Consider the following 26,508-nt stretch of genomic DNA (forward strand, 5'->3'; position numbering starts at 1 on the left):
ACATCTAGTAAACTTATACTATAATACAAGTACTATAGTATAAGTAACATAAAATTATTTCTGAAAGGAAATCATGTCACTCAAACACGCCATTCTTGGCTTCCTCCTTCAGCCCATTCTTGCGCATGATCCAAAAAGCCTTTGACCATCCATCAACACTTCGCCTGCCAACCAAAGCCAGATCTACCGCACGCTGGCCGAGTTGGAGGAAGGCGGCCTGGTTGAAAAAGAAATAATCGAGCGCGAGGAACGCCTCGATATGAAGATCTACAACATCACCGAAACGGGCCGCGGCGAACTGCATCAATGGCTATGCGCCCTCTGCCCGAACACGACACCCGCGAGCCTTCCTCATTCAAGTCTTATTTCGGCGGCACACTCAGCGACGCGGAGGTTTTAACATTTTGCGCGCGCAACTCAATGAAATAGAAGAGCGGATCAACGTATTCGAAGCTGTATACCAAATGAGCCAAAACACCCCAGCCAAAGTCAGATCAGCGTACCAGCTTCTTCGCTTGCTGACGCTCGAACTCGGCTACATCAACTCGCGCTCCGGCGACGCCGCCCGGCTGCGCTCAGCCATTGAGCGCATTGAAACAAAAAACTACAACATCAAAATAGGAACCCAATCATGAACAAAATTATTCGTAATATCGTTATCGTCGCACTCTTCACCGTCGGCGGCGGCTGGCTTGGCATCTGGCTCAACACAGTCACAGGCAATACTCAGCCGCCCATGCAAAGTTTGGGCGCGTTGGTCTGGCTTACCTCTCCTGCGCTCTCTGGGATTTTTCTGCGCGCTTCGGCGGGGATGGCTGGAAGGATTCTGGCTTGGGCCGAATCCCTCTCAGGCTGGAAGTGGTATCTGGCAGGGATCTAGTCTATCCGCTCGCGGCCCTGTTGACCTTTGGTCTGGGCGCGCTTTTCGGCATTGTCAGCGCTGACGGTTTTGCCGCCCAAGGCTTCGGGCGCATATGGTTCAGCCGCTGGCATGATGTTCGTCGGCTCGCTCATGAAAACATCTTCGAAGAATTCGCCTGGCGCGGATACCTGACCCCGCGGCTCGATGCCGCCAAAGTCCACCCAATTTTGAATCATTTGATCGTTGGTATTTTGTGGTGGTCATGGCATTTGCCATATTATTATTACTTCCTTGATCGCAGCATATTGATATCATCCATTACAACCAGCATCCCAGTCTTTCTCGCCATCGGATTACTTGTCTTGTTCCCCACCGCGATCCTATTCGGTGAACTGCGGCTGGTAAGCAAATCTGTCTGGCCTGTCTTCGTTCTGCATAACGTCATCAATGCGCTAAGCATGCCGCTTCTTATCAATGGCTTTATTAAAGTCAACGGGCCAATGGCGCCCATCTTCACCCCCACCAATGAAGGCATCATCACCTCCATTTTGTTTGGCGCGGCAGGGTTGATGATCTATCAATATCGAATGAAAAGACAGTAATGTCACAACGTTAACCATCTATTTACATAAACTTCGAGAGTTTATGCAACTCAATTGTTTCCCTCCCGTAAACTAACAACAACATGTCGATACGTTTACGGGAGACTCTTAATGAAATACCTTCTAAATCGGAAATTCGCCCTGCCTGCCGCCGCAATCTTAATACTAATCATCACATCCATTCTATTCCTTCCAAAGTTACTTCCTTCAAGCCCAAAAATAAATATTGCCTTGCATGAAGAACTCATCCTTCCAAAATTGAACGGACAATTCAAAGTTGGAAAACTACGGTCTACCTGATCGAGAAAGATCGCCCAGCCTTGCCAGGTTTAATTGCCCGCGCGAATGGGTTGTTACCGTTTTTTATCCCGCAGATCCAGAAGCAAACGCAACCCCCGGTCCCTATGCAGAGGAAGCGCTAAACACAGCCTATGCCGATTATTCTCTTACCAAAGAATCCGCTGGCGCTCTCGATCACATCCACTCAAACGCCTATTGGAACGCAGCCGCAAACCATTCCGCAGGGAAATTTCCATCCTGCTTTTTTTCACCGGCGGCGGCGAGCAGCCCTTGTTTTACTCAACCCTGCTTGAGCAGATCAGCAGTTTTGGTTACATTGTGGTCGCCATTCCAGAACCGTTTGACACCCTGCAATCCCCTGCCTGACGGACGGATTCTACCAGCAATCAAATGGCAGAATGGTGCCAACACGAAACATCTTGCAAAAGCCATGAGTGGCGGCGAAACCGCCATGCAAGAGATTATGGATAAGATGAAAGACAACCGCGCCAAGGATATGATCTTTGCGCTCAGCCAGTTGGAAAAAATCAATCAGGATAATCCCATTTTGGCCGACGCTTTAGACATGGAGAAAGTCGGAGTGTTTGGTCATTCCTTTGGCGGAGCATCATCTGTCCGCGGGTGCACAGTTAGACAAACGAATTGACGCAGTTGCCGTATTGATAGCGATATTTTTCTGGTCATCCCCAAAGATTCAAAATCCCTTTCTCAACCAGTACTGTATATGACCGCATCCAACATAGACGCCAGCGCCCAAGAGTTGGAAGAAATCAGCAAGAACAATGCCTTGACCGCAGCCTATTTGAAGCGGAGCTTCCTTTATTATTTCATCAATATTGCAGGCACAACTCATCAATCCTTCCAGTCAGACGCAATGTTTTAGCTCCATATATTTCCATCGGCGGCGAAAGCGTCACCTTGAATGCAGGCGATACCACTCCCGCAAGGATCACCCTGATTATTTCAACCTACGTTTTGGCATTTTTCGATCAGCATCTAAAAGGGATTGACCAAACCCTGCTGGACGGACCTTCAGCCTCTTATCCTGAAATCACGATTACGATCAAGAAATAAAACAAAAACTCCAAGTCTATGAAGAACTTGGAGTTTTTTTATTACTCAATCCCGTCAAAAATGTGATCGAGCACTTCCGTGCTCACATCAAACACTGATCCGTTTTCAGGGATGGCTTCCTTCGTCATCCACTCTGGCAGACGGTCATCTTTGGCAGTGAAGCCTGCGCGCTTGTTGAACTCTCTTTCCAGCTTAATGGTTTCCTTCCCGAGTGCCTGCAAAATATTATCAGGCAGATCATCCCAGCCATAACGCGCCTTAAGCAGGCGTTTCACCACACCATCAGGAGTCGCCGCATAACCAAAACCCGCAAAGATGCACGCGCCGATGGTGTCATAACCAGCCATGTTCAACTGGGCATTCAACGACGCATCCTTTTGCTGGGTCGGGTCAAGGTGATTGACCTGCGCGCGGATCGTTAATCCGCAGGTGTGATCCGCGCCCTGCGGCGTGGTCGCAAACGTCACGCCCGTCCCTTTGATCGAACGCGGCTCGTAGGCAGACATGGTCTGTCCCTTCACAGCCGGCACTCGCTCGATATTATATTTTTTCCCAACACTCACAGCGCCATCGCCAAGGATATGGCCAAGTTCCGTGCCCGCGCGGATTTCATCGATCAACTTCTGCGCGTCTTCCTCACTGCCCCAGCGCATCAGCCCCGCCTCCGCCGCCACCCCCAGCGACCCGCCGATCTCGATCGAGTCCAGTCCCAGATCGTTGACATGCCAGTTCAATCGGCCGATCGAATCCAAAGAATCAATATCAATATTCGTGCCCATCAAGCCAATGGTTTCATACTCCAACGGCGAGACGATGATCTTGCCATCCTCCCCGCCGAAGACATTCGAGCACTTGATCGTACAGCCCGCCATGCAGGCATGCGCCGGGTCAGATGGCTTGCCGCGCGTCAACGTGAACTCGCGCAAGGTCTCGCCGCTAATATTTTCCACATTATCAAATGTTCCGCGTGAAAAATTATGGACAGTTAATGCCGCAAAGCGCTGGGTCATCTGCGCCATCGCGGCCGTGCCGTAATCACGATACGTCACCGACTGCGGATGATTCATGACCGAGGTCGTGTAATCCTTCTGCGCAACCTTTAAACGCTTCTGGATTCGCGATGGCAGGTTTCTGCCCACCGGCCTGATCGAACACGATCGCCTTCAATCCCTTCGAGCCCATCACCGCGCCGAGTCCGCCGCGCGCGGCAATACGGGATGGGATCCTGTCCTTATCAATATTCTGGATCCCCGCCGACTTCATCCGCATCTCACCGCCGGGACCGATCAACGCGATCGCAACCTTATCGCCGTATTTTTCAAGTAATTTCGGCGCGGTTTCGTAAACGCCCAAGCCGGTTATATAGTCGGCCTTTTCCCATTTCGCGCCGTTCAATGACAAATGCAAAACCCAATAACCGTCTTCCTTTGGCATATCTTCAATAATGAGCGCATGCATGCCCATAAACGCCATGTGATACCCGGTCCGCCCGCCGGCGTTGGCTTCCTTGATCCCGCCGGTCAGCGGAGACTTTCCGCCGATGGAAATCCTGTCGTTCGAGGAAAGCATATGCCCCACCAAAAGCCCGCGCGCAAAGATCAATTTATTCCCCGCCCCCAGCGGATCACACATCGCATCCACTTCATCCACCAGGATGCGCGCCAGCAATCCGCGCCCGCCAAGACGCCGCCAGATTTCAGGGAATGGGTTCGTGCTTGCGTTTGCTCGCGCACGTTGATGCGCCAGATCTGGGATTTATATTCAGCCATGGAATTCTCCAAATCATTTATGTCGTTGCGAAGCATTGCGACTTTCAACCTTGACCTTCGACCTTCAACAAGGGCTATCCACGGGGGGAAACAAACTCAGTACCGCTTCCCGGAACACCTTCGTATGATGATCCACATCGCCTCTTGTGGTCTCAGGTGAGATCAACGCCATATTATGGAAAGGGCGTCATCAAAATGCCGCGGTTGAGCGCAAACAGATGCATATAACGGTCAAGTTCGGGGTCTACCGCCGCGTGCGCTTCTCCGCCATTCTTCGGCGGCCTTGGGCGGAACCAATATTCGGAGCGGTTGCCCAATTGCTTAACGATCCACGGCAATTCAAATTCCTTGATAACCGCTTCGACCCCAGCCGTGAATTGTTCCTGGAGAACGATCGCCTTTGCATAAAATTCCTCGGTCAATACATGTTGCATGTGGCTTTCATGGCCGCGATGGACAACGCGTTGCCGGCCAGCGTGCCCCCGATTCCCCCCACATCCGAATCTTCCACCGCAAGTTTCCCGTAAAGGCTTGTGATACTTCCTCCGTGAAGCCGTAGATCGCGGCGGGCACTCCGCCAGCCAGCGGTTTGCCGAGGGTTAAGAAATCAGGCTGAAGGTCGTGCGAAGCGCTGTATCCGCCCGGGCCGGCACAGATCGTGTGCGTCTCGTCAATGATGAGATACGTCCCATACTTGCGGGTCAATTCGCGCAGGGCATCGTGATAACCCGGGTTCGGATGAATGATTCCGATATTGGTCATGACAGGCTCGGCGAGGACAGCGGCACATCCTGCGCAGAAAGCGCGGTTTCGAGCGCGCCAATATCATTGAACTCGATCACTTTGGAAGTCTCGCGCGGATCAATCTGCGGTCCCATGTTATTCGGGCGCGACATGGGCGTGCCTTCTTCGTCCATCGTGATAAAAGTTTCGTCCACCGAGCCGTGATAACAATAATTGAACACCAAAATTTTCGGGCGGCCTGTGATGAGACGTGCCATGCGTAATACAAAACGATTCGCGTCGGTCGCGGTCAGGGCGAACTGCCAGTACGGCAGCTTGAAGCGCCGCTGCAATTCCTCGCCGACCCAAATGACATCTTCAAACGGCAGCATCAGCGTGATGCCTTTCTGTATCTGTTCGGTGATTGCTTTGACCGTCGCCTCTGGCGCGTGGCCTGTCATTGCGCCGGTATCGCCGAGACAAAAATCAATATAGTCGTGACCGTCCACATCCGTGAAGTGCGCGCCTTTGGCTTCCTTAACGAAAACAGGGAACGAACCCGCCCAGCGGATCATCCACAGCATCGGCACGCCGCCATGCAGTGACTTGCGCGCGCGCTGATACAGTTCAAATGACTTGGGATGGTTCTTACGAAAGAGATGTTCTTCAGATTCGAGAAGTTGCGTGAGTTTGTTTCGGTCAATTGATTTTGTCATGTTTTGTCTTTTACCTATCTTCCGGTGGTCGGGGAAGGCGAGCGGTCTTCTCGCCTGTGCGTTTACCGCTGACCCAGTGAGGAGCGGAGTTTCGCTTTTATTTTTCTCAGTAGCTTCGTACCTCAGTGGTTTAAAGAATGTTCAACTCTGCTGACGATTGCAATTTTGAAGGATTGTTCGCATAATTCGCCTTTTCGCGTCATTCGCGTTAAGATTTTCCTGACCTTGGAAATACCATGATTTTCGCTCCGGGCGGTATTGCCAAAAGTCTTGAACGGCTGTATAGTAGTGCGCCAAGCGGGTTCGAGATTTATTCAAAATACAATATATTTTCCACAGCGTCCCAGGATCTCTTTATAAAACAGGGGCGGTTTGCGCAAATCGTCAGAACGTTCCGCGCTGGTGCGGGGTCGGGTTAACTATTTTTTTCGAACACAACAGGAGGTGCAATCCATGGATGAACCAATGTTTTCAACCTTGCTTGACTCATATAATCAGAACAATCGCTTTAAACTATTTCCTTATTTCACGGTCTGTTTCAGCATTCTTCCTTCCGCGTTAAAGGTCATCCTGCCTGTCGAGGGTTCCAAGGAAACCATAGAATCCATCCTGCGCCACATTGACCTGGAAAAATATTCCTTCAAACCGGTTTTCAAGTACTGGCTCACCGACGATTCGAAGGACGCAGCCCAGTCGAGTGATTACGCCAATGAGTATTTGTTCAAAAGCGAATCCGGGCAAATGCTGATCCATTTCCAATCCCAATTCAAGGCCGTTCAGGTCAACTTCTTATACAACATTGATCTGCCGATTCTGAAAAGTGGATCCTTGAAACCAACCACATTCTTCGCTCCAATTTCGGCAACGAAAAACTGCCGAAGTTCAAGGTGCTTGTGGCGGCCGAGGGCGGTTTTTATACCGAGGATGTCAACACGCTCGACTTCAAATCTGTTAATATCAACGAATTATACAACGATGATTTTGTCGAGATCGACGCGCTCATTTCGCGCTCGATGGAAAGGAAGGAAGCCGGCATCATTCTGCTGCACGGCGACCCGGGCACGGGCAAGACCAGCTACATCAAAAATCTGATCTGCAGGTTCAAGGACAAGGACTTCATCTTTATTCAAAACGATTTTGTTAAAGAACTCCTCAGGCCGTCCTTCATCACCTTCCTGCTGCACAACAAGAATTCAGTCCTGGTCATCGAGGATGCTGAAAAGGTCATCGTCTCGCGCGATCACGCCTCGGACGCGTCGGTCGTTTCAACCATTCTTCAATTAACAGACGGACTCTTCAGTGACTTTCTGAACATCAAGGTCATCTGCACCTTCAACACCGATATTGACCGCATTGACAAAGCCCTGCTCAGAAAAGGCAGGATGATCGCCAAATATAACTTTGCGCCCTTGTCGCCGGAAAAATCAGCCGTCCTTGCCAAAAAACTCGGGCATGAAAATATCAACAGCAGCATGACCCTGGCTGACATCTTCGGGCTTGACGATCCTGAATTTAACAACTCAACAAAAAAGAATATCGGTTTTCTTCTGAGCTAGGCGGTCGCCTTACTTCACCGCTTCCTTTAACGCTTCGCCAAAGATCTTCAACCCGTCGTTGATCTGTTCGCTTGTCACGTTCAACGGCGGGATCCAGCGCAGGGTGTTGTCGTAGGTCCCGCACGAAAGCAGCAGCATCCCTTTTTCTTCGGCGGAATGGATCACATCTTTGACAAGCTGCTTGGCTTTCGCCTGGCTTCCGTCAATGATGAATTCCGTGCCGACCATCAGCCCCTTGCCGCGCACATCGCCGATCTGCGGATATTCTTCCTGGAATTTACGCAAACCGGTCATGAGCTGGATGCCTTTTTCTACGGCATTCTCCAGCATTTTTTCGTCTCGCATCGCGCGGACAGTTGCCACGCCTGCCGCACAGGCGACCGCGTTCCCGCCGTAGGTTCCGCCGATCGAACCCACATCAAGTTTCTTCATAATATCGGTGCGGCTGAAAACAGCCGACAAGGGCATGCCCGAAGCAATTCCCTTCGCGGCGGTGATGATGTCGGGAACCACGCCAAAGTGTTCGAGCGCGAACCACTTGCCCGTCCGCCCAAAGCCCGACTGCACTTCATCGAAGATCAATAATATTCCATGCCTGTCGCAGATCTCACGCAGTCCCTTCATGAAGGATGTCGGCGGCACGATATATCCACCCTCCCCCATCACCGATTCGATCAGGATCGCGGCGGTATCTTTCGGCGCGGTCTGTGAGGCCAGCAGATATTCAAGTTTTTCTAAAGCATACTGTGAAGCCTGTTCCTCACTCATGCCCATGTTGAACGCGTACGGAAACGGCGATGCATAAATGCCCGCGGGCAGCGGACCAAAACCCGTGCGATATCCAGTCTTGGAAGTGGTCAGTGCCATCGTCTGCGCGGTGCGCCCGTGGAAGGAACCATTGAACACAATAATGTTCTGCCTGCCCGTCGCGCCGCGCGCGATCTTGACCGCGTTCTCCAGCGCCTCTGCGCCGGAATTGGCGAAGTAGAAACTATCCATTTCAGGTGGGACGATCTTGCGCAGTTCCTCGATCAATTGCAGCATCGGCTTATGGATGACGATATTCGCCTGCGCGTGCAGGAACAACCCAGCCTGTTCGCGGATCGCCTCCACAACTTTCGGGTGGCAGTGACCGGTATTGGTGACGCCGATTCCGCTGGTGAAGTCCAACAGTTTTTTGCCATCGTCGGTATAAATATACGCGCCTTCAGCGTGGTCGGCGACGAAGTTGAAAATGCGGCTCCAAGCGGGAGTCATGTGCGGGGCGTTATCAGTGTATAGAGTGCTCATGTGTCAAGTTTTCCAGTGTCATGTAAAAGATATGTTATGCGTTTAAGGGTCACGTGCTCAAGGGTCAGTCGTGAGGAGAGATGGAATGTTTGAGACCACCGATGATGGCTTTGGTCTTATCGGCTTGTTGATATTCTGTCTTAAAGGTTGGTTCGTCTATGTACCCGATATCAAGTGCGGCGTAAAGCAGGGATTGAACTTCCACAGCCGAACGGCGGGCAATCCCAAGAAAACGGGCAAATTCTTTTTTTGATTCACAATCGAAGCCCTCGGCGATGTTGGTCATGGCAGACACGGCCGCGCGTTGGATTTGGTCGCGCAGACCGAAATCTTTTGCGAGGGCTCCTGTACTGGTTAATTTGTAAATACTTGCCACAAGTTTCCGTGCTTCCTGCCACGCAATAATGTCTTCAAACTTCCTGATCAAAGCCATCCATCACCTCGTTCTACACTTGACACTTTGCACGTGACACATGATACGTGACACCGAAACACTTACACAGGAAGATATTCCGCCGCCCACTCGATGTCGTGCTTCTGCAACGTCTCGCGCGTCGGCACGCCGTCGGAGGTGTAGCCTGACAGCTTGTAGTAATGATCGATGGCAGTATCAACTTCCTCGTGCGTCAGAGCCAGACCCGCGGTGGGACCAGTTCCGCTCAAAGCCTTGAAGAATTTCTTTGGCAGTTTGTCATCCTTGCGTCCGAGTCCTTCGCGGGCATTGAACGTGCGGAACAGATCCAGGCGGCGGCGTCCGACGGTCATCAACTCTTCGACGGTCAGATCCCAGCCTGTGACTGAATTCATCATGCTGACAGTTTCGTTGGGACCGTACAGCGTCCAGGTCGGGCCGTACACGAATTGACACAGTTCAGCCGAGTCCATCATCGAGTAAAAGACTTCGGTCTCATACGCGAAGCGCACCTTCTCTTCGGTCAGGCTATACGCGGGCTGCGGTGAACCGAGACCGAGCACTTTCAGGCGGTCCAAATTGAAATCGCCGATGCCGTCTTCGTAATAGGGATCGTGCTCGCTGGATTGGTGATCCGCGCCGAAAGGATTGACCGCGTAAATGAGCGCGAGACTGCGCTTGGCTTGCGGCATGTGCGCCGGTGACTCAGCGCCCTTGACAGTGATCAGGAATTCGTCGGAGCCTTTGCCCCACACTGTGGCGGCGCGTTCAGAACCCATGCCGAGCGTCCTGCCAAATTCGCCTTCGCCCTTGACCAGCATATACAAGGCCTGGATCATCGCGTCGGCATTCCCGAATTTGAGATCAAGCCCGTTTGTTTGTTCCTTGGTAATGACACCCTTCTCATAACATTCCATCGCAAAGGCGATCGTTGCGCCAGCGGCAATCGAATCCACGGCGTATTCGTTGCAAATTTGATTCGCCATCGAGACCGCCGCCAGATCGTCAACACCGCAGTACGAACCGAATGTGCCGAGCGTTTCATATTCTGGCCCGCCATAGCGCGGACTCACCTTATACGGTCCATCATTAATTTCAACCACGCGCTTGCATTTGACCACGCACGCGTAACAGGTATCGCGCTCCTTCAAAATGGTCTCAGCCATCTTCTCGCCGCTGATCGGTTCACAGCCTTCGAACTGCCCTTCGGTATAGTTGCGGGTCGGCAGGGTGCCGAGCGTGTTATTGAACAGCACCACCACCGCCGTACCGAACTTGGCCAGGCCGTCCATATCGCCATTTTCTGGCAGCATCTTCGGACCCGTGCGATTCAATTCGACCAGAGATTTTTGATCAGCCAGTTGGATCCGCTTCGTTCCGCGCACCACCACCGCCTTCAAATTCTTGGAGGCCATCACCAAACCCATGCCAGTGCGTCCATTATGGCGGTTGGACATCGAACACAGCGACGAGAACAGCACGCCGTTTTCAGCGCCGATGCCGTGCTGCAAAATTTCAGCTTTCGGGTCAACTTCCTTATGGATCATATCGTCAACTTCCCCCGTTAACTTGCCCATCAAATGCGCCGCATCGCGCAATTCATATTTACCTTCAATGATCGCCAGATAGACAGGCTTCTCGGATTTACCTTTGATCACGATCCCATCAAAGCCAGCGAACTTCAATTCAGCCGGGAAAAATCCGCCGCTCTGCGAGTCGCCGATGCCGCCGCTGATCGGAGACTTGGCATTCGCATTCAAGCGGCTCTGACCAGAAATCGCCGCGCCTGTCGTTACACCCGTGAAAAGCGTCAACACATTCTCGGGGCTGAGCGCATCCGCGCCTTTGGGCATATCGCGCAAAATATAATGCATCCCCATCGCGCTCCCGCCCAGATACTTGCGATAGAAGGCTTCCTTTGGTTCCTCGACTGTCAGCAAACCTTGTGTGAGATCAACGTGCAGAATCTTTCCGTTATAACCGTTGGGCATGCCGTCCTCCGTTTGAATTAATATTTTTTCAATTATACAGGTCGGCTGGACTTGTGACAACGTGGCTTTTCCGAAAGTGACAGGACAGATTAAATTATGCAGGGGCGAAGGAATGCTTCGTCAGCTCTCCGCTCGACACCCAAACACTCCAACCCCTGACACTTGGCACTCAACCACTTGACACCCAATCACCTGACACGTAGAACTTCACTCCCCCTTCAACGCCACTTCCTCGGGCTTCGGCTTCGACCCGATCTCCACCAGCTGCACCTGCACCTGATAACGCTTCTCGCCGATCTGGATCTTGCCCATCCCGAAATATCCCTTTGAACCTGTCTTAAAGGCCTTCTCCACGGCAGACAATAAACCGACCACTTTATCGTTTTCCTTGATCTCAACTGAAAGCATGAGGATTCTCCTTTTTTATTTTTTTGTTTAATTTGGTATTGTTATCATAATCCATCCTCATCAAAAACCAAAGAGACGGGCTCTTCCCCATCAAGGCTTTCTCAAAGCACAGAAACCGTTAATGCGAATTTCACGAATGTACGAATTCCGCGAATTTCAAAAGTATTATTCGAGCCATTTGCTAATTCGCTGAATTCGCGTTCCCAACACGCCGCGAAAAAAGAAACTTGTCAAGCTACTTTGAGAAAACCGTATCGTCCCCTTTGTGCCCCTTCGTTCCTTTGTGGTTAAATGCCCTCTCGCCTTCTCCTGACACATGGCACTTACACACTTGAAACTTAAAACCGATCTTCCTATTGACATCCTCGCTTTCACTTGTAAAATACTACAAACATTATCTCAATTCACCAATATAACCGTAAGGAGAAATACGCATGAAATTCAAGGGAAAGAATGCTTTTCGATTGCTTTTCAATTGCTTCAGCCTGCTGGCTCTTATCACGGGCGCGATCTCACCCAAACCCGTATTGGCACTTGGCACACCAAACCCCGCCAGCGTGACTGTGGTCGGCTCGCTCCAATCTGAGGTCGGCTGCGCTGGCGATTGGGACCCCGCCTGCGCCGCGAGTCATCTCACCTATGATTCCGCAGACGATGTCTGGCAGGGCGCATGGTCCATCCCTGCTGGCGGCTATGAATTCAAAGCCGCGCTCAATGATGCGTGGACTGAGAACTACGGCCTGCACGCCGCATTCAACGGGCCAAACATCCCGCTCAACTTGGCGGCGGGCTCAACGGTCAAGTTTTACTACGATCACAAATCCAACTGGATCACCGACAACGTCAACTCGGTCATCGCTGTCGCACCGGGTAGTTTCCAATCCGAATTGGGATGCCCCGGCGATTGGGATCCGAGCTGTCTGCGCTCCTGGCTGCAGGATGTTGATGGCGATGGCATCTATACCTTTAGCACCACCGCCATCCCCGCTGGCAGTTACGAAGGCAAGGTTGCGCTCAATGAAACCTGGGATGTAAGCTTCGGTCAGGGTGGCGGCGGCAACAATATCCCCTTCACCGTTCCCAGCGTCGGCGGGACGGTCACATTTAGCTTCAATGCCGCCACCAATGTTCCCAGCATCAGCGTGGTCGGCTTTGGCCCCAGTCAGGACAACAACGTCGAGTGGGATGGCCTGCGCCACGACTCACGTGATTCCCTCTATCGCACGCCCAGCGGCGCGGTCACGGCTGGCACGTCAGTACTGATCCGTTTCCGCACTTTCCATAACGATGTCAGTGGCGTTGCCTTGCGCGTCTACGACCTGAACGCCAACGGTCAGCGCATCCTGCCCATGTCCCTCGTCGCAACCGACTCCTGCTATCAGGCTGGTCTCGAAGCCTCAACCTGTGACTACTGGCAGGCCTCGCTCAATGAAACGACTCCCAACAATTTATGGTATCGCTTCATCGTCACCGACGGCAGCGACACAGATTTCTACGCCGATAACACTTCCGCCCTCGATGGCGGTCTCGGCTCCACCAGCGACGAAGTGCTGGATCAGAGCTTTGCGCTCATGTTCTACGACCCAACCTTCACCTCGCCCGCCTGGTCGAAGGGCGCCAGCATTTATCAGATCTTCCCAGACCGTTTCTTCAACGGCCGCAACAACAACGACCCGAAGACCAGTGATATCCGCTACGATGATCCGGTCATTAAACTCAAGTGGGGAACACTGCCCGAAGGCTACTGCCGCAACTACACGGATGGCGCAACCAATTGTCCGTGGCGCTTTGACACCACCCCGCCCGATTACAGCCCCGCCAAGGAAAGTCCGCGCGGACGTGATTATTTCGGCGGCGATCTTAAGGGCGTGGATGAAGGCTTGGATTATCTGCAATCCCTCGGCATCACCACCATCTACTTCAACCCCATCTTTGATGGCGGTTCCAATCACGGCTACGATACCCAGAATTATTACAAGATCGATCCCTACTTTGGCACGCAAAAAGATTGGGATAATCTGGTCAAGCACGCCCGCGAAAAGAACATCAACATCGTTCTGGATGGCGTCTTCAATCACCTCTCATCGGATTCCGCCTTCTTTGACAGATACGGCCACTACTCAGCCGTCGGCGCCTGCGAGTCGCTGACCTCCCCGTATCGAAGCTGGTTCACCTTCCATGACGTTCCCGCAGGCACAGGCACCTGCGTCGGCAGCGCGGGCGCGAACTCCGCCACCTATGACGGCTGGTTCGGCTTTGACTCAATTCCAGTGCTCAACAAATCCCTGCCCGCGGTACAGGCCTATTTCGTCACGGACAACAACAGCGTCTCGAACTACTGGCTCGACAAAGGCGCGGCTGGCTGGCGTTTGGATGTCATGGGCGATTCCTCCTTCCCCGCCGGCTATTGGGAATCCTTCCGCGCTGAAGTGAAGGGCAACGATCCCACGGCGCTCATCATCAGCGAGACCTGGCAAAAAGACAGCACCCTCCTGCGCATGTTGCGCGGCGACCGCGCCGACACCACCATGAACTACCGCCTGCGCGATTCCGTTTTGGGATTACTCGCCCCGCAGTCCTTCGACTCAAAGGGCTTTGGTGACAGCGGACGAATTATCGCGCCTTCTGAGTTTGCAGCGCGTCTCGACTCAATTCGAGAGGATTACCCCGACGCGGCTTACTACTCGCTGATGAATCTCCTCGACAGCCATGACACAGAGCGCATCCGCTGGACTCTCACACCCGGTCAGGAAACCACAGCCGATAAGGAACTCAACACCGCCAATGTCGCCGAAGGCACTCAGCGCCAAAAACTCGCCTCCCTCATTCAGTTCACTGTGCCCGGCGCTCCCACTGTCTACTACGGCGATGAAGCTGGCTTGACCGGTGACGATGATCCCGATGACCGCCGCACCATGCCGTCGCTTGAGAAGGCAAAGAAGACCGATCTCTTCAAACATTATCAAACGCTCAACAAACTGCGCAAGACTCAGGCTGTGCTGGTCAATGGTGACTTCAACATCCTGCTCGCAGATGATGCTTCGCAGATCATCGCCTATGGCCGCAAGACCGAAAGCCAGGGCGCAGTGGTCATTGTCAACCGCGGCAATCAGGCGCAGGCTTTCAGCATCCCCGTCGCAGGCTACCTGCCGGACGGAGTCATCTTACAGCGTGCATATGTGGTCGGTAACGGAAGCCCGCTCCAGGTCACAGTAACGAACGGCGCCATCAGCGGCAGCATCGATCCATTAAGTGGTCTGATCCTCATTACCGCCAATGTTGATCTTAAGCCGACATCCAATCCGACCGGCTTGCATATAACCAACGAAGGCAGTCAAACTGTCAGCCTCGAATGGAACGCGGTCACAGGCGCAACTGGCTACAACATCTATCGCAGCCCCGTCAGCGGCGGCGGATATGTCAAGCTCAACAGCGCGCCTCTGGCATCTCCCGCCTTCACCGATTCTGGTCTGGTAAATGCCAAGAACTATTATTACGTTGTCACTGCCATGGATGACCACGGCAACGAAAGCGGCTATTCCAACGAAGCCAGCGCCCTGCCGCGTCTTGTGATCGGCTGGGCCAACCTGCAATGGCCGCCTGCGCTGACTCACACCGTCAGCGCCACCAGCCGCACCGACAACGTCTACGGCCAGGTCTGGATCGACGGCGAGACCAATCAACCCGGACAGACTCCCAGCCTGCTCGCGCAATTGGGCTTCGGTCCTTCGGGCAGCAACCCGAACGGCAACTCCGCATGGAACTGGGTTGACGCCTCCTTCAATGGCAACGCCGGCAACAACGATGAATTCGTCGCCAGCCTGCAGCCTGAATCAGTTGGCTCATTTGATTACGCCTACCGCTATTCAACCACCAACGGCACAAGCTGGATCTACGCCGACTTGGATGGAATTGGCAATGGATACGATCCCGCCCAAGCCGGGAAGCTGACCGTGCTTTCGAGCGGCGATACCACCGCCCCGACAGTCCCGACCGGCTTGAATATTCTCTCCGCTTCTCCCGCTGGCATTGACCTTGCCTGGGACGCGATTGTTGGTGACACTTCGCTGTATGGCTATGAAGTCTTGCGCTCTGCCACAGCAGGCGGTCCGTATACAATGATCGCGCGCGTAACAGGCAATTCCTATATGGACACAGCCGTCAGCGAAGGCGCGACCTACTATTACGTAGTCCGCTCGCTTGACCAATCCTTCAACCGCTCATCCAATTCAAGCGAAGTCACCGGCACCGCCCAACTGCGGACGGTCACCCTGGTCATCAACCTGACAGTCCCCGCCACAACCGACGCCACAGCCCGCAGCGTGTACATCGCCGGCTTCCTGGATCGTCTGGATGGCGGCCTGCCCCAATGGAATCCCGGCGGCGTATCCCTCACCCGCGTGGATGCCACAACCTGGACGATCACCTTCACCGGCAAAGAATCCACGGCCATTGAGTATAAGTATGCCCTCGGCTCGTGGGATTTCGTGGAAAAGGATGGCGTCTGCGGTGAGATTGGAAACCGCATTCTGACCCTCAGCTACGGTGCCACTGGAACTCAAACTGTGAATGACACTACGCTCAACTGGCGCAACGTCGCTCCATGCGGTAATTAATTTGTGTGAGCGAGGGGCGGAGTGACCCTTCGCTTTCGCTCAGGGAATCACAATTGAGTACAAACAAAAAAAACCTCGGAGTTCCGAAAGAACTCCGAGGTTTTGATTTACTTCATATCAGTTCAATCACCCGCCACGAACGGATCAACATCCGGCACACCCGGCTTGATGAACATGCGGATCGGGAAATACAAGATCGCGCCGACTACCATCGCACCCAATGCCCACGAAATGGAAGCCATGCCTTCTTCGGTGTATTGACTGTAGATCGCGAGTCCGATGATCATCGCGGGAGCCAGCGTAACAAGCGTCAAACCAAAATAACCGCCGGGCACTTTCTTGCGTTCCAGGTCAGGCATGGAGAAGCGCAGTTTCCACATGGCGAAGAACTCCGCCATCAATACCAGCATGTTGAGGAATACGTCGATCACCACCAGCGCCGCAAACGCCGAAAGCGAGAAGACCGAATAGATCAATCCGCAGAATAAGATCGCGACCCACGGAGTCCCATATTTCGGATGCACCTTGACCATGAACTTCGGCATCATCCCATCCGCCGCCATGGCAAAGGGCACACGCGTTCCGCCTAATCCATTGCCGATGAACAAGCCGATCATGCTCAGCACCGCCGAGAACGTCACCAATCCGCCCATGATCAGTGCGAGCGGTCCATTCTTCTGACCCGTTAATTTATCCGCCACCGCATGGGCAATATCGGGGAATTCCCAGCCAACCGAGCTGGCCGTATCCACACCCCACGCTTGCGCCTGCTCCGCCGGGACTCCATACTCATCAAGCACCGGCCCGATCCCTTCGCCGCTTTCGTATTCTTCGATGCCCCACATCTGATAACGACCGTCTTCACCCGCACCGCCATACAAACCAGCCAGAGTCGGCAGAGCATAAGTCGCGATGGCCGCGACCAATACCAGCACCATCGCCAGTGGATAGGTCCGCTTAGGGTTGACGATCTCATCGCCGGCCGCGGCGGGTAATTCCCAGCCCATGAAGTTCCACATGGCGACAAAGATGCCAGTACTCAACGCGCCGATGGTATTGCTGACATTCACCTCCGCACCGCCGGGCAGGAACGGCAGAGAAACAGTTGTTCCGCTCTTGTACCACGCCATGAATCCGATGATGGTCAACGCGATCAACGGCAGCAGCATCAACACGCCCAGCCAGTTGGTCAGCAGGCCAGAGAAGCGCGCGCCGCGCACATTCAACGCGGAGACCAGCCATATTAAAGTGACCGCAACCAAAAAAGACAACCACGTGCTGTCAACAAACACACCGCCGATCGTCGCACCTTCCCGCAAGGCTGGGATGAAATATCCGAGATAGTACGCAGCCAGCACCGGGTAAATGGAAACATCCACCCATGAGACCACCCAATTCATCCAGCCGCCCATGTAACCCACGAAGGGGCCAAAGGCAACTTTCAGCCAGTGATAATATCCGCCCTCCACCGGCATCATGGATTGCATCTCGCGTACCATCAACATATTGGGGATGCTAAAAAATAATGGCGTCAAAACAAATAGAAGCAGCGCCAGTCCCGGTCCCGACCAGCCGACCATTGGTTCTGCTCCGAAAGCCCCGCCGCAGACTGTGAAATAGATCAACCCAAACAGCGGCAATAGCGTTAATTCGCGCTTGAGCTTTTTGGTTTCAGCAGTGATAACATTTCCATCCCCGGGTTTCATTGTCATTTCGCCCTCCGAAATATATTTCCATCAGCAAGCTGATGGACTCCAGAATACAAAAAAAGAGCGGATAAACGTTCTCACGTTTATCCGCTTTATTACCTTTATGCAGCCATTTCCTTCATCCCGTACGGGAAGCCGTAATCTTCCATTTTTTCCATGAACGGATCGGGCGGGAAAGCCTCGGGGCCAAGAACGCCCACACCTTTCCAGACACCGTGCTCGAGCAGATCCATGGCGATCACTGCGCTGAAAGCGGTCTGCGCCACCACAGCCTGACAGCCCCACGCATCCATACAGGCTTTATTGTCCGCCACTTGGTACAAATACACCTGACGCGGCTTTCCGTCTTTGGTACCCTTCACCCATGTACCGGCGCAGGTCTTGCCAGACATCTTGTCACCAAGATGAGCAGGGTCGGGCAGACATGCCGCCACAACATCCCGCGGCGCAACCTGTACACCCTTGACGTTGATCTTCTCTTTGTTATCCAGGCCAAGCATATGCAAAGTCTTGAGCACGCCGATGAACTGGTCACCAAGACCGTACTTGAACGTGGCGCGCTTGGTCTTCACCCAGCGCGGCATGAGCAGAACTTCTTCATGCTCCACGTTGACAATTTCCACGGGGCCGATCTCGGGGAAATCAAAGACTTCGGGTTCAGAGAACGGCGCGGTCGTAAACCATTTTCCATTTTCCCAGATCACGGGCGGATTCAAACATTCTTCGATCGTGGTCCAGATCGAGAAATTGGGAGCGAACTCATAGCCTTCAATGGCAATGTTCGCGCCATCACGGATACCAAGTTCTTCAATTTCATCGAAAAGATGATCGGCGGCATAACGGGCGAAGACATCCGCCATGCCAGGCTCCACGCCGATGCCGACCAGTGCGAGTAGTTTCTTCTTCTTCCAATCTTTGGCTTTGGCGAATTGATAATCGCCCAATTTGACTCCGCACTTGTTGAACGGGTCCTTCGCATGCGGTGTGGACAAGGTCATCGCCATGTCCATATAGGTCACGCCAGCGGCATAGGCGGCATCGAAGATCTGCTCGTTGAAGATCGGATCAACCGCATTCATGATCATATCCACTTTGTATTTCTTTGCGAGTTTTACGATCTCAGATTTCTTGCTGGCATCAATGAATTCGACTGGGAAGCGCTTGTTCTGTCCGAGCTTCTTCTGCACTTCCCTGGCACGCTTGACGTTGTAATCGGCAAGCACCATTTGCTCCATCCACGCGCGCGGCTTTGCGATCGCCGCAATTGCTTCACCAACTCCACCCACACCAACTAACAAGACTTTCATGACGATCCATTCTCCGTTTGTTTTTTAACCCGCGACGCCGCGAGTTAGATTACGATGAAAAAACTCCAGCCGCCGAGGACGGCGGCTGGAGCAACTACATGTTCAATAACGGTCACGCGGTTTGTTTTGGCTATCTGAATTAAGAGTGATCATAAGAGACATTAAATACGCCTTCACAAACGCATCCCCCACTTTTTTGATACTACGAACGAACGCTTTCATTTTATCCTTTTGATTGGCTCTGCATTTCCTCAATGTTTGGGACGCAGACAAGTTTGTTGAAAGCTCCAGCAGACCCAGGGTCCGCATGAAGCGAATTTCCTAGAAATAGATTTCCTTGACGATCTTCAAATGCATGAAAGATTCCGTATCCCGCACGCCGTCCACTGTCGAAAGTTTTTCGGTCATGAAACTGAGCAGTTCCGCGTGGTCACGGCAGAAGACTTCGATCATAATGTCGTAGCGGCCGCTCAAGATCACCAGATAAACGACTTCCTTGAGTTCGGAAAGTTTTTCAGCCACCTGCATCAATTTGCCGCCATCAGTGCGAATGCCGATCATCGCCATTTTGCGGACACCCATCATCAGCGGATTGGTGACGGCGACCACTTTGAGATATCCCAATTCGACGAGGCGGTTATATCTCTGGCGGATCATCCCTGGCGACACCTTGAGCTGATCGGCGATCTGGGCAAACGCCTCGCGGCCATCTTTTTGCAGAGCCTCGATGAGGTACAGGTCGATCGAGTCTAGGTTTTCGAGTTGATTTATGCTGATTGAGCTTTCCACGCCTCAATATTATAACTATTTTGCACATTTGTCAATACATTTATGATGATTTTGTATAAAACATGACATTTCTATAACTTTATTGTTTAATAATACACCTCTACCAAGGCACACCGCCTACACGAATCATTAAAACAAAAACCCCGACAAGTATTCACTTGTCGGGGTAAATCTTTATCATTATAAGCTTCGGGGTTAGTTTCCGCCCTTAACCTCGACCCAGATATTGTCAAATAGCGGGGTCGCCTCACCCACATCTTCAATACCGTGACCATTGGCGACTGCCTCTGCCGGAGTATTGGTGATCGGAGAATCAGCGTATGCCTTATAGACATCCGGTTGATTTGCCTTTGCATATTCCAACGCCGCCTTGTTGGGATTCGTGTATTGGAAGTCACGCAAAGTCAGCCAGAATACATCGCCCTGCATGGTGTAATTTAACCAGGCGTAGGCGGCGTCAGCGTGCGGAGCATCCTTGAGCATGACCCAGTTATCCTGCCAAAGGATCGCGCCTTCGGTCGGATAAATATATTGGAAGGCTGGATTTTCCTGGTTTGCAATGAAAGCTTCGCCAGTCCAGACCATACCCAGATCAACATCACCGGCGATCAAAGCGGTCTTGGGGCTGTCACTGTCAAAGGTTTTAATGCTGGGAACCAATTCTGCAAGTTTAGCTTTGGCCTCTTCAAGCTGGGCGGGATCGGTCGTGTTGGGGTCATACCCGAGAGTCAATAAAGTTAACCCGATCACAGCGCGGGAATCATCAAGGAAGACCATCTTGCCGGCATACTCAGGCTTCCACAGATCAGCCCATGATTGAGGAACATTTTCAACGGCATCTGTATTTACAACAATGGCATCTGTGCCGGCAAGATACGGCAATGAGTATTTATTGCCTTTATCAAAAGATTTATCCAGCCAGGATGGGTCAAAACTGGACATATTTGGCAACTGGGCCTTGTCCAACTCTTGAAGCAGTTGATTGCGGACCATCAAAGGAACAATATAGTCAGTCGGCTGAACGAGATCGTACGACGTGCCACCCGCGGAAACCTTGGCGTACATTTCCTCGTTGCTGGAATATTCATCGCGGTTTAGCGTGATCCCATAAACCAGTTCAAAGCACTCGAGCATATCGGGAGGGAAATATTCCGTCCACACAAACAGGTTTAACTGGTCTGAAGTGACCTCCACGCGGGGTGACGGTTCCGGGCAGGCGAAACCTGTGGATGTCACCTTCCCGCCACTATCTGCGGCTTGAGTGGCTTCCCCGCCTCCCCGCAAGCCGACAGGACCATGCTCGCCATGACAACCAACACGAGCAGTTTAAATAGATTCGATTTCTTCATTTCTTCCTCCAAGAAAAAATAAGATGTGATCTTTTGGCGCGCATTCCGCATCGAATGCGGAATGCGAAATACCTGAAGTAATGTTAGTGCTGTGGTTTCTGTTCCCGGTTTTGAAGGATCTGCAAAGCCATAACTGCTAAAAACACCACCAAGATCCAGACCGTGGAAAGGGCGTTGACCTGCGGAGTGATGATCCTTCTCAACAAACCGTAGACATAGATCGGCAGGGTCGTAGAGCCCGGTCCATTCGTGAAAAATGTGATCACAAAATCGTCGAGCGATAAAGTGAATGCCAGCAGCGCGCCAGACATAACGCCCGGCAGGATCATGGGGAAAGTCACGCGCTTAAATGTGATCCATTCATTTGCACCCAGGTCCATGGCGGCTTCTTCGTATGATTTATCAAAGCCCTGCAAACGCGCCTGCACGACAAGGTAACGAACGGAACCATAAAAGCAATATGACTCACTGCCACAGTTGCAATTCCCATCGAGAGCCGCGCATCTCCCACAAGATTGAAAAAATATTTGCCCAGCCAAAAACTGACTGAACAAAGTCAGGATGCCGATCCCCATCACGATCTCTGGAATAACGATGGGGATATACAGTGAAAGCTGTGAGAACGGCTTCATCTTGAAGTTGTAACGCTGCAGCGCAAGCGCCGCCATGGTGCCGATCACCGTGGAAATGATAGTCGCCACGAACGCGATCGTCAGTGTATTTCCCGCCGCTTCGGCAACATCTTGATTTTGGCAAGATCGCAATACCAGTGGAACGGTCCGCACGGACTTGATTTCACAAGACTGCCATCCATAACAATACGCTCGCTAAAGGCTGGGATAAATCCTTCAAAGGTCACATTGGTGCGCGAGGCATTGAATGAGTACAGGATCAGGCCGACGATCGGAGCATATAAAAATATATACACCAACACCGATGCAATGATTACAAATGGAGAACGTCGAAATGGATTCATCCTGCGCCCTCCATTTCAAATAAGATTGTATTGTGCGGGATTATCATGCGACCACGATCTCCTCTCCAAACCCGAATTTGCGCGTATAGAAATATGTCACGATCAAGGTCATCACCATCAGGATCAATGATGCGGCTGAACCAAAGGTCGGATCGCGCGCATCCAGGAATTGACGCTGGATCAGGTTGCCCACCAGGATCACCTGCCGTCCGCCAAGAATATCAGACACAATGAACGTTCCCATCACGGGAATGAATACCAGGATGGTCCCCGCCACCACACCCGGCATGGACAACGGCAATGTTACCCGCAGGAAGGTTTTTATCGAATTCGCGCCAAGGTCCGCAGCGGCTTCATACAATGACGTATCGATCTTTTCAAGCGAAGTATAGATCGGCAGGATCATGAATGGCAGGAATTCATAGACCATGCCCACCAACACCGCGCCCGGCGTATACAGCATCTCAAGCGGCGTGAACGGAATATTCAACAAATTCATCACCCAACCCAGGATGAGATTGATCGCGCCCTCTTTTCGCAGCAGCATCATCCACGCGTACACGCGGATAACGAAATTCGTCCAAAGAGGAATCAACACCATGAACAAATATAAATTCCTCTGCTTCGGATGCGCGCGCGCAATAAAATAGGCGAGCGGATAAGCGAGGCTGATCACAAATAATGTTGTGTTAAACGCCAAGGACAGCGAACGTCCCAGGATATTGACATATAACGGGTCAAAGCACGAAGCCTGTCCATCGGGGCAATCCGTACTATATCCGAACAGACGGGTGTAATTATCCAGGGTAAACGAATAGATCACATTGCCGTCCGGACTGCGCTTGCCAAAACTCACGATCAAAGTCAGGATCAACGGAATGATCAACAACACGAACAACCAGACCGTGGTCGGCAGCGCCAACAACGTACCTTGCGCAGATTTATTTTCGCGAAGTCGCTGAAGCATGGCTAATCCTTTTTCAAAACAAGCGTATTTTCAGGCATGAGCATCAGCCAAATTTCCTGCCCGACCGTATAGAAAGATTTCGGATCGAGCCTTGAAATACGATTCTGCTCCCAGACCTTCAACTTCGCGCCATGCGCGTCCACAAAAACTTTCGTGTCCACACCAATGTAAACCGTGTTCGTCACAGTGGCGCGGAACATATTTTGTTTGAGTACATCTTTCTCGGCGATATGGATCTTTTCCGGACGGATGCAGACATTGACTTCCTCGCCCTTGACGATCCCATCCGAAATGGTCATGCCGACCAATTCAGCATTTAAGCTCGGAATAAAAACACTCGCCTCATTCCCCGAGATAGACTTGACCTTGCCTTCGAGGAAATTCGACTCCCCGATAAAATCTGCCACGAACTTGTTGGATGGACGTTCGTAAATTTCTACAGGCGTACCCATCTGCTGAACCTTACCCTTGCTCATCACTGCGATACGATCGGACATGGTCAAGGCTTCTTCCTGATCATGCGTCACATAAATAAATGTAATTCCCAATTGCTGCTGCAGTGCCTTCAACTCAAGCTGCATCTCTTTACGCAGTTTTAGATCCAACGCGCCGAGCGGCTCATCGAGCAGCAGAACATCCGGTGTCTTGACCAATGCACGGGCTAGGGCGACGCGCTGCTGCTGTCCACCGGAAAGCTGTTTGGGCTTGCGGCGATCCATGCCGGTAAGCTGGACCATGTCCAAGGCACGTCCAACACGTTTCTTGATCTCTTCAGCGTTCGCGCCTTCCATCTCCAGGCCAAAGGCTAGATTTTGATAAACGGTCATGTGCTGAAAAAGCGCGTAACTCTGGAATACCGTATTGACCTTGCGTTGAAATGGAGGAGTATGCCCCATCGCCTTCCCTTCGATATAGACCTCTCCTTCGGTCGGCCACTCAAAGCCTGCCACCATGCGCAATGAGGTGGTCTTTCCGCAGCCAGAGGAACCAAGCATGGAAAAGAACTCACCGTTCTTGATCTGCATGGTGACATGGTCCACAGCGGCCATTTCATTACCTTCCGGCGTAATAAATCTTTTTACTACATCGCGCATTTCAACTGCAAATTCATTGGTCATTTATCTTCTCCTAATGCAAAGACCCATCAGGTCTCTGCGCGTATTATTGATTCCATAATTCGCCATTAAACCAGACAGGTCTACATGCCGTTTGCAATTTCCTTTAAGACATCGCTCAAACGATCCAACAACGCATCCATTTGCTGCCGAGTAACGACCAATGGAGGCTCAACACGAATCGTCTGCGCGCTGGTGAGTGTGCCGGCCACGACAACATTCCGCTTGAACAACCCAGCCGCAACTTTGTAGCCAATATCAGGCGTTTTGAAATGCATGCCTATTAACAAACCTTTGCCCGTTATTTTCTCATAAATTTGCGGATACTGCGTAACGAATTTTTCAAGATTTGAAATAAGATAATTCCCTTTATCCGCAGCTTGTTCCCACAACTTTTCACGCAAGGTAACATGGATCGCAGCGATGGCAGCCGAGCAAGCCAACGCGCCGCCACCCGTGGTCGTGGTGTGCATGAAAGGATTAGGATACATCATAGGCTGGTAAATTTCTTCAGTTGTAGTTACTGCGCTGACAGGCATCACGCCGCCGCCAAGGGATTTAGCAACTGTCAAAATATCAGGAACAACGTTCCAGTGTTCAACGCCCCACAACTTACCTGTGCGGCCCATGCCCGTTTGCACTTCATCCGCAATTAACAGCACGCCATATTTTTTCGTCGCCGCACGGATGCGAGGCCAGAAATCATCAGGCGGAACAATCGCGCCTGATTCACCCTGGATCGGCTCGAACATCACAGCCGCCACTCCAACGCCAACCTTCTCGCAGATCTCAAGCTGTTTCTCAACCGCATCCGCATCGCCAAACGGGACGTGGTAGACCTGCCCCGCATACATGGCTCCCATCGGCGCGCGATAATCAGCTTTGCCCATCAATGAAAGCGCACCCATTGTTTTTCCATGGAACGCTCTTACACCAACGATGAACGCAGTCTTGCCCGTATATAATTTTGCGATCTTCATCGCGGCTTCATTGGCTTCAGTTCCACTTGCGGCAAACCAGCTATATTTCAAATCACCGGGCGTGATGGTTGCAAGCAATTTTGCCAACACACCACGCAACGGGTCGATCAATTCCTGCGAAGGCATCGGCGAGCGATCCAATTGAGCCTTCACCGCACTGACCACATCCGGGTGACTCCAGCCCAGATCCATCATTCCATATCCGCCGAGAAAATCCAAATACTCGCGCCCAAGCACATCCTTGAATACTGCGCCAGAACCGCTCCATTCCACAGCAGCCCAGTCTCCAGCTTCGGTTACAGACTTGCGATATTCCAGCCAGTTGCGATTGTAATGTTCGGCGAAATTGAATTTTGATTCATCGATGATCTTATGCGCTTCATCCTGTGTCGGAAATTCATTTTTCTTGATCAGGTCAAGCCAGCGTGATGAATAATTCAATGCGTCTTCGTAATCCACAGCCATAATAATCCTTTTACATTTACGAGAGCGGCACTTTTCACCTCCGCAACTAGATTAATAATTTTAAAACTTTCTAGTCCATTCTTTGGGCCAGCGTCCACCACAACCTTTTCTGGGTGAAGAATTCAACCGCGTCCATACCCCTGCCCATGCATGTCACCAAAGAAACTATCTTTCCACCCGCTAAACGGGAAGAAGGCCATCGGCGCGGCAACGCCGATATTGATTCCATATTGCCGCATCCGCTTCGTATCGGAATCTGGCGCAGCATTTCCACTGGATGTGAACAAGCTAGCCTGGTTGCCGTACTGTCCACTGTTTACCAACTGGATGGCCTTCATCAATGGTATTCACGTGCATCAAACTTAATACTGGCCCAAAGATCTCTGTCCTCGCGATCTCGCTTCCAGCTTTAACATCAGAGAGGATCGTCGGTCTGACAAGGTGCCACGCTCATAGCCTTTCACCACCGTCCCGCGCCCATCCACAGGCACACCAGCACCTTCCTTCGCGCCGAGAGCAATCAACTGCTCCA

Annotated in this window: 27 protein-coding genes and 2 pseudogenes; 9 read left to right on the forward strand and 20 right to left on the reverse strand. The window is 52.0% G+C overall.

The genetic code is table 11. The annotated features are described in order from the left end of the window. Positions 1-76: 76 nt before the first annotated feature. Positions 77-307, reverse strand: a complete 231-nt coding sequence (locus tag IPL17_RS16835) for a hypothetical protein (RefSeq protein ID WP_345308245.1) — start codon at positions 305-307, stop codon at positions 77-79. Between the two features lie 97 nt (positions 308-404). Between IPL17_RS16835 and IPL17_RS16840 the strand changes: the two genes are divergently transcribed. The 7 genes from IPL17_RS16840 (at position 405) to IPL17_RS16870 (ending at position 2,838) form a co-directional block, all read left to right on the forward strand. Continuing rightward, positions 405-635, forward strand: a complete 231-nt coding sequence (locus IPL17_RS16840; RefSeq protein ID WP_345308246.1) for a hypothetical protein — start codon at positions 405-407, stop codon at positions 633-635. After that, the gene (locus tag IPL17_RS16845; RefSeq protein WP_345308247.1) at positions 632-880 is read left to right on the forward strand and encodes a hypothetical protein; all 249 of its coding nucleotides are present in this window, start codon (positions 632-634) and stop codon (positions 878-880) included. Before IPL17_RS16840 ends, IPL17_RS16845 begins: the two co-directional genes overlap by 4 nt. Further along, entirely contained in the window at positions 832-1,464 is a 633-nt protein-coding gene (locus IPL17_RS16850; RefSeq protein ID WP_345308248.1) for a CPBP family intramembrane glutamic endopeptidase, read from the forward strand. Before IPL17_RS16845 ends, IPL17_RS16850 begins: the two co-directional genes overlap by 49 nt. 111 nt (positions 1,465-1,575) lie before the next feature. Further along, a complete protein-coding gene (locus tag IPL17_RS16855; RefSeq protein ID WP_345308249.1) occupies positions 1,576-1,764 on the forward strand; it encodes a hypothetical protein in 189 nt (62 codons plus the stop codon). Further along, positions 1,742-2,410, forward strand: a complete 669-nt coding sequence (locus tag IPL17_RS16860) for a hypothetical protein (RefSeq protein ID WP_345308250.1) — start codon at positions 1,742-1,744, stop codon at positions 2,408-2,410. Before IPL17_RS16855 ends, IPL17_RS16860 begins: the two co-directional genes overlap by 23 nt. A gap of 78 nt (positions 2,411-2,488) precedes the next feature. After that, complete coding sequence (locus IPL17_RS16865; RefSeq protein ID WP_345308251.1) at positions 2,489-2,647, forward strand: hypothetical protein; 159 nt, start codon at positions 2,489-2,491, stop codon at positions 2,645-2,647. Positions 2,648-2,682: 35 nt separating this feature from the next. Next, positions 2,683-2,838: a hypothetical protein gene (locus tag IPL17_RS16870; protein ID WP_345308252.1), complete on the forward strand. Its 156-nt coding sequence runs from the start codon at positions 2,683-2,685 to the stop codon at positions 2,836-2,838. Between the two features lie 41 nt (positions 2,839-2,879). Here IPL17_RS16870 and IPL17_RS16875 read toward each other — a convergent pair whose 3' ends face one another. The 5 genes and pseudogenes from IPL17_RS16875 to IPL17_RS16895 form a co-directional block, all read right to left on the reverse strand. After that, on the reverse strand, positions 2,880-3,905 hold the full coding sequence (locus IPL17_RS16875) for an aldehyde ferredoxin oxidoreductase C-terminal domain-containing protein (RefSeq protein ID WP_345308253.1): 1,026 nt from the start codon (positions 3,903-3,905) through the stop codon (positions 2,880-2,882). Beyond that, positions 3,874-4,506 carry an aldehyde ferredoxin oxidoreductase N-terminal domain-containing protein gene (locus IPL17_RS16880; protein ID WP_345308254.1) on the reverse strand — a complete coding sequence of 211 codons (633 nt, stop codon included), beginning with the start codon at positions 4,504-4,506 and terminating at the stop codon, positions 3,874-3,876. Before IPL17_RS16880 ends, IPL17_RS16875 begins: the two co-directional genes overlap by 32 nt. Next, positions 4,437-4,607 (reverse strand): hypothetical protein, encoded by a 171-nt coding sequence (locus IPL17_RS16885; protein ID WP_345308255.1) that lies wholly within the window; start codon positions 4,605-4,607, stop codon positions 4,437-4,439. The genes IPL17_RS16880 and IPL17_RS16885 overlap by 70 nt, the downstream gene beginning before the upstream one ends. Before the next feature lie 64 nt (positions 4,608-4,671). Then, positions 4,672-6,046 (reverse strand): annotated as a pseudogene (locus IPL17_RS16890) (aspartate aminotransferase family protein). A gap of 558 nt (positions 6,047-6,604) precedes the next feature. Then, the gene (locus IPL17_RS16895; protein WP_345308256.1) at positions 6,605-6,799 is read right to left on the reverse strand and encodes a hypothetical protein; all 195 of its coding nucleotides are present in this window, start codon (positions 6,797-6,799) and stop codon (positions 6,605-6,607) included. A gap of 134 nt (positions 6,800-6,933) precedes the next feature. Here IPL17_RS16895 and IPL17_RS16900 point away from each other — a divergent pair, with 134 nt between their 5' ends. After that, positions 6,934-7,602, forward strand: coding sequence for an AAA family ATPase (locus tag IPL17_RS16900; RefSeq protein WP_345308257.1), 669 nt, complete (start codon positions 6,934-6,936; stop codon positions 7,600-7,602). Between the two features lie 9 nt (positions 7,603-7,611). Here the strand turns inward: IPL17_RS16900 and IPL17_RS16905 are convergent, their stop codons facing one another. The 4 genes from IPL17_RS16905 to IPL17_RS16920 form a co-directional block, all read right to left on the reverse strand. Further along, positions 7,612-8,859 carry an aminotransferase class III-fold pyridoxal phosphate-dependent enzyme gene (locus IPL17_RS16905; protein ID WP_345308271.1) on the reverse strand — a complete coding sequence of 416 codons (1,248 nt, stop codon included), beginning with the start codon at positions 8,857-8,859 and terminating at the stop codon, positions 7,612-7,614. A gap of 97 nt (positions 8,860-8,956) precedes the next feature. After that, positions 8,957-9,325: a four helix bundle protein gene (locus IPL17_RS16910; RefSeq protein WP_345308258.1), complete on the reverse strand. Its 369-nt coding sequence runs from the start codon at positions 9,323-9,325 to the stop codon at positions 8,957-8,959. 62 nt (positions 9,326-9,387) lie between these two features. Then, positions 9,388-11,295, reverse strand: a complete 1,908-nt coding sequence (locus tag IPL17_RS16915) for an aldehyde ferredoxin oxidoreductase family protein (protein ID WP_345308259.1) — start codon at positions 11,293-11,295, stop codon at positions 9,388-9,390. 207 nt (positions 11,296-11,502) lie between these two features. Next, positions 11,503-11,703, reverse strand: a complete 201-nt coding sequence (locus tag IPL17_RS16920) for a hypothetical protein (protein ID WP_345308260.1) — start codon at positions 11,701-11,703, stop codon at positions 11,503-11,505. A 434-nt stretch (positions 11,704-12,137) separates the two neighbouring features. On the opposite strand from IPL17_RS16920, the gene IPL17_RS16925 reads away from it, so the two are divergent. Then, entirely contained in the window at positions 12,138-16,319 is a 4,182-nt protein-coding gene (locus IPL17_RS16925) for an alpha-amylase family glycosyl hydrolase (protein WP_345308261.1), read from the forward strand. A 122-nt stretch (positions 16,320-16,441) separates the two neighbouring features. On the opposite strand, the gene IPL17_RS16930 is transcribed toward IPL17_RS16925, so the two are convergent. From IPL17_RS16930 to IPL17_RS16975, 10 genes and pseudogenes are all read right to left on the reverse strand, one after another. Continuing rightward, positions 16,442-18,031: an APC family permease gene (locus IPL17_RS16930; protein WP_345308262.1), complete on the reverse strand. Its 1,590-nt coding sequence runs from the start codon at positions 18,029-18,031 to the stop codon at positions 16,442-16,444. A gap of 98 nt (positions 18,032-18,129) precedes the next feature. Continuing rightward, positions 18,130-19,335, reverse strand: a complete 1,206-nt coding sequence (locus tag IPL17_RS16935) for a saccharopine dehydrogenase C-terminal domain-containing protein (protein ID WP_345308263.1) — start codon at positions 19,333-19,335, stop codon at positions 18,130-18,132. A 321-nt stretch (positions 19,336-19,656) separates the two neighbouring features. Next, entirely contained in the window at positions 19,657-20,124 is a 468-nt protein-coding gene (locus tag IPL17_RS16940) for an Lrp/AsnC family transcriptional regulator (RefSeq protein ID WP_345308264.1), read from the reverse strand. A gap of 195 nt (positions 20,125-20,319) precedes the next feature. Next, on the reverse strand, positions 20,320-21,408 hold the full coding sequence (locus tag IPL17_RS16945) for a spermidine/putrescine ABC transporter substrate-binding protein (protein WP_345308265.1): 1,089 nt from the start codon (positions 21,406-21,408) through the stop codon (positions 20,320-20,322). Positions 21,409-21,556: 148 nt separating this feature from the next. After that, positions 21,557-22,174, reverse strand: coding sequence for an ABC transporter permease (locus IPL17_RS16950; RefSeq protein WP_345308266.1), 618 nt, complete (start codon positions 22,172-22,174; stop codon positions 21,557-21,559). Positions 22,175-22,185: 11 nt separating this feature from the next. After that, complete coding sequence (locus IPL17_RS16955; protein WP_345308267.1) at positions 22,186-22,449, reverse strand: hypothetical protein; 264 nt, start codon at positions 22,447-22,449, stop codon at positions 22,186-22,188. A gap of 43 nt (positions 22,450-22,492) precedes the next feature. Beyond that, positions 22,493-23,416 (reverse strand): ABC transporter permease, encoded by a 924-nt coding sequence (locus tag IPL17_RS16960; RefSeq protein ID WP_345308268.1) that lies wholly within the window; start codon positions 23,414-23,416, stop codon positions 22,493-22,495. Positions 23,417-23,418: 2 nt separating this feature from the next. Further along, positions 23,419-24,534: an ABC transporter ATP-binding protein gene (locus tag IPL17_RS16965; protein ID WP_345308269.1), complete on the reverse strand. Its 1,116-nt coding sequence runs from the start codon at positions 24,532-24,534 to the stop codon at positions 23,419-23,421. 80 nt (positions 24,535-24,614) lie between these two features. Beyond that, positions 24,615-25,976: an aminotransferase class III-fold pyridoxal phosphate-dependent enzyme gene (locus IPL17_RS16970; RefSeq protein WP_345308270.1), complete on the reverse strand. Its 1,362-nt coding sequence runs from the start codon at positions 25,974-25,976 to the stop codon at positions 24,615-24,617. 60 nt (positions 25,977-26,036) lie between these two features. After that, positions 26,037-26,508 (reverse strand): annotated as a pseudogene (locus IPL17_RS16975) (aldehyde dehydrogenase family protein); the annotation flags it as partial.

This window comes from Candidatus Villigracilis saccharophilus, from assembly GCF_016711665.1.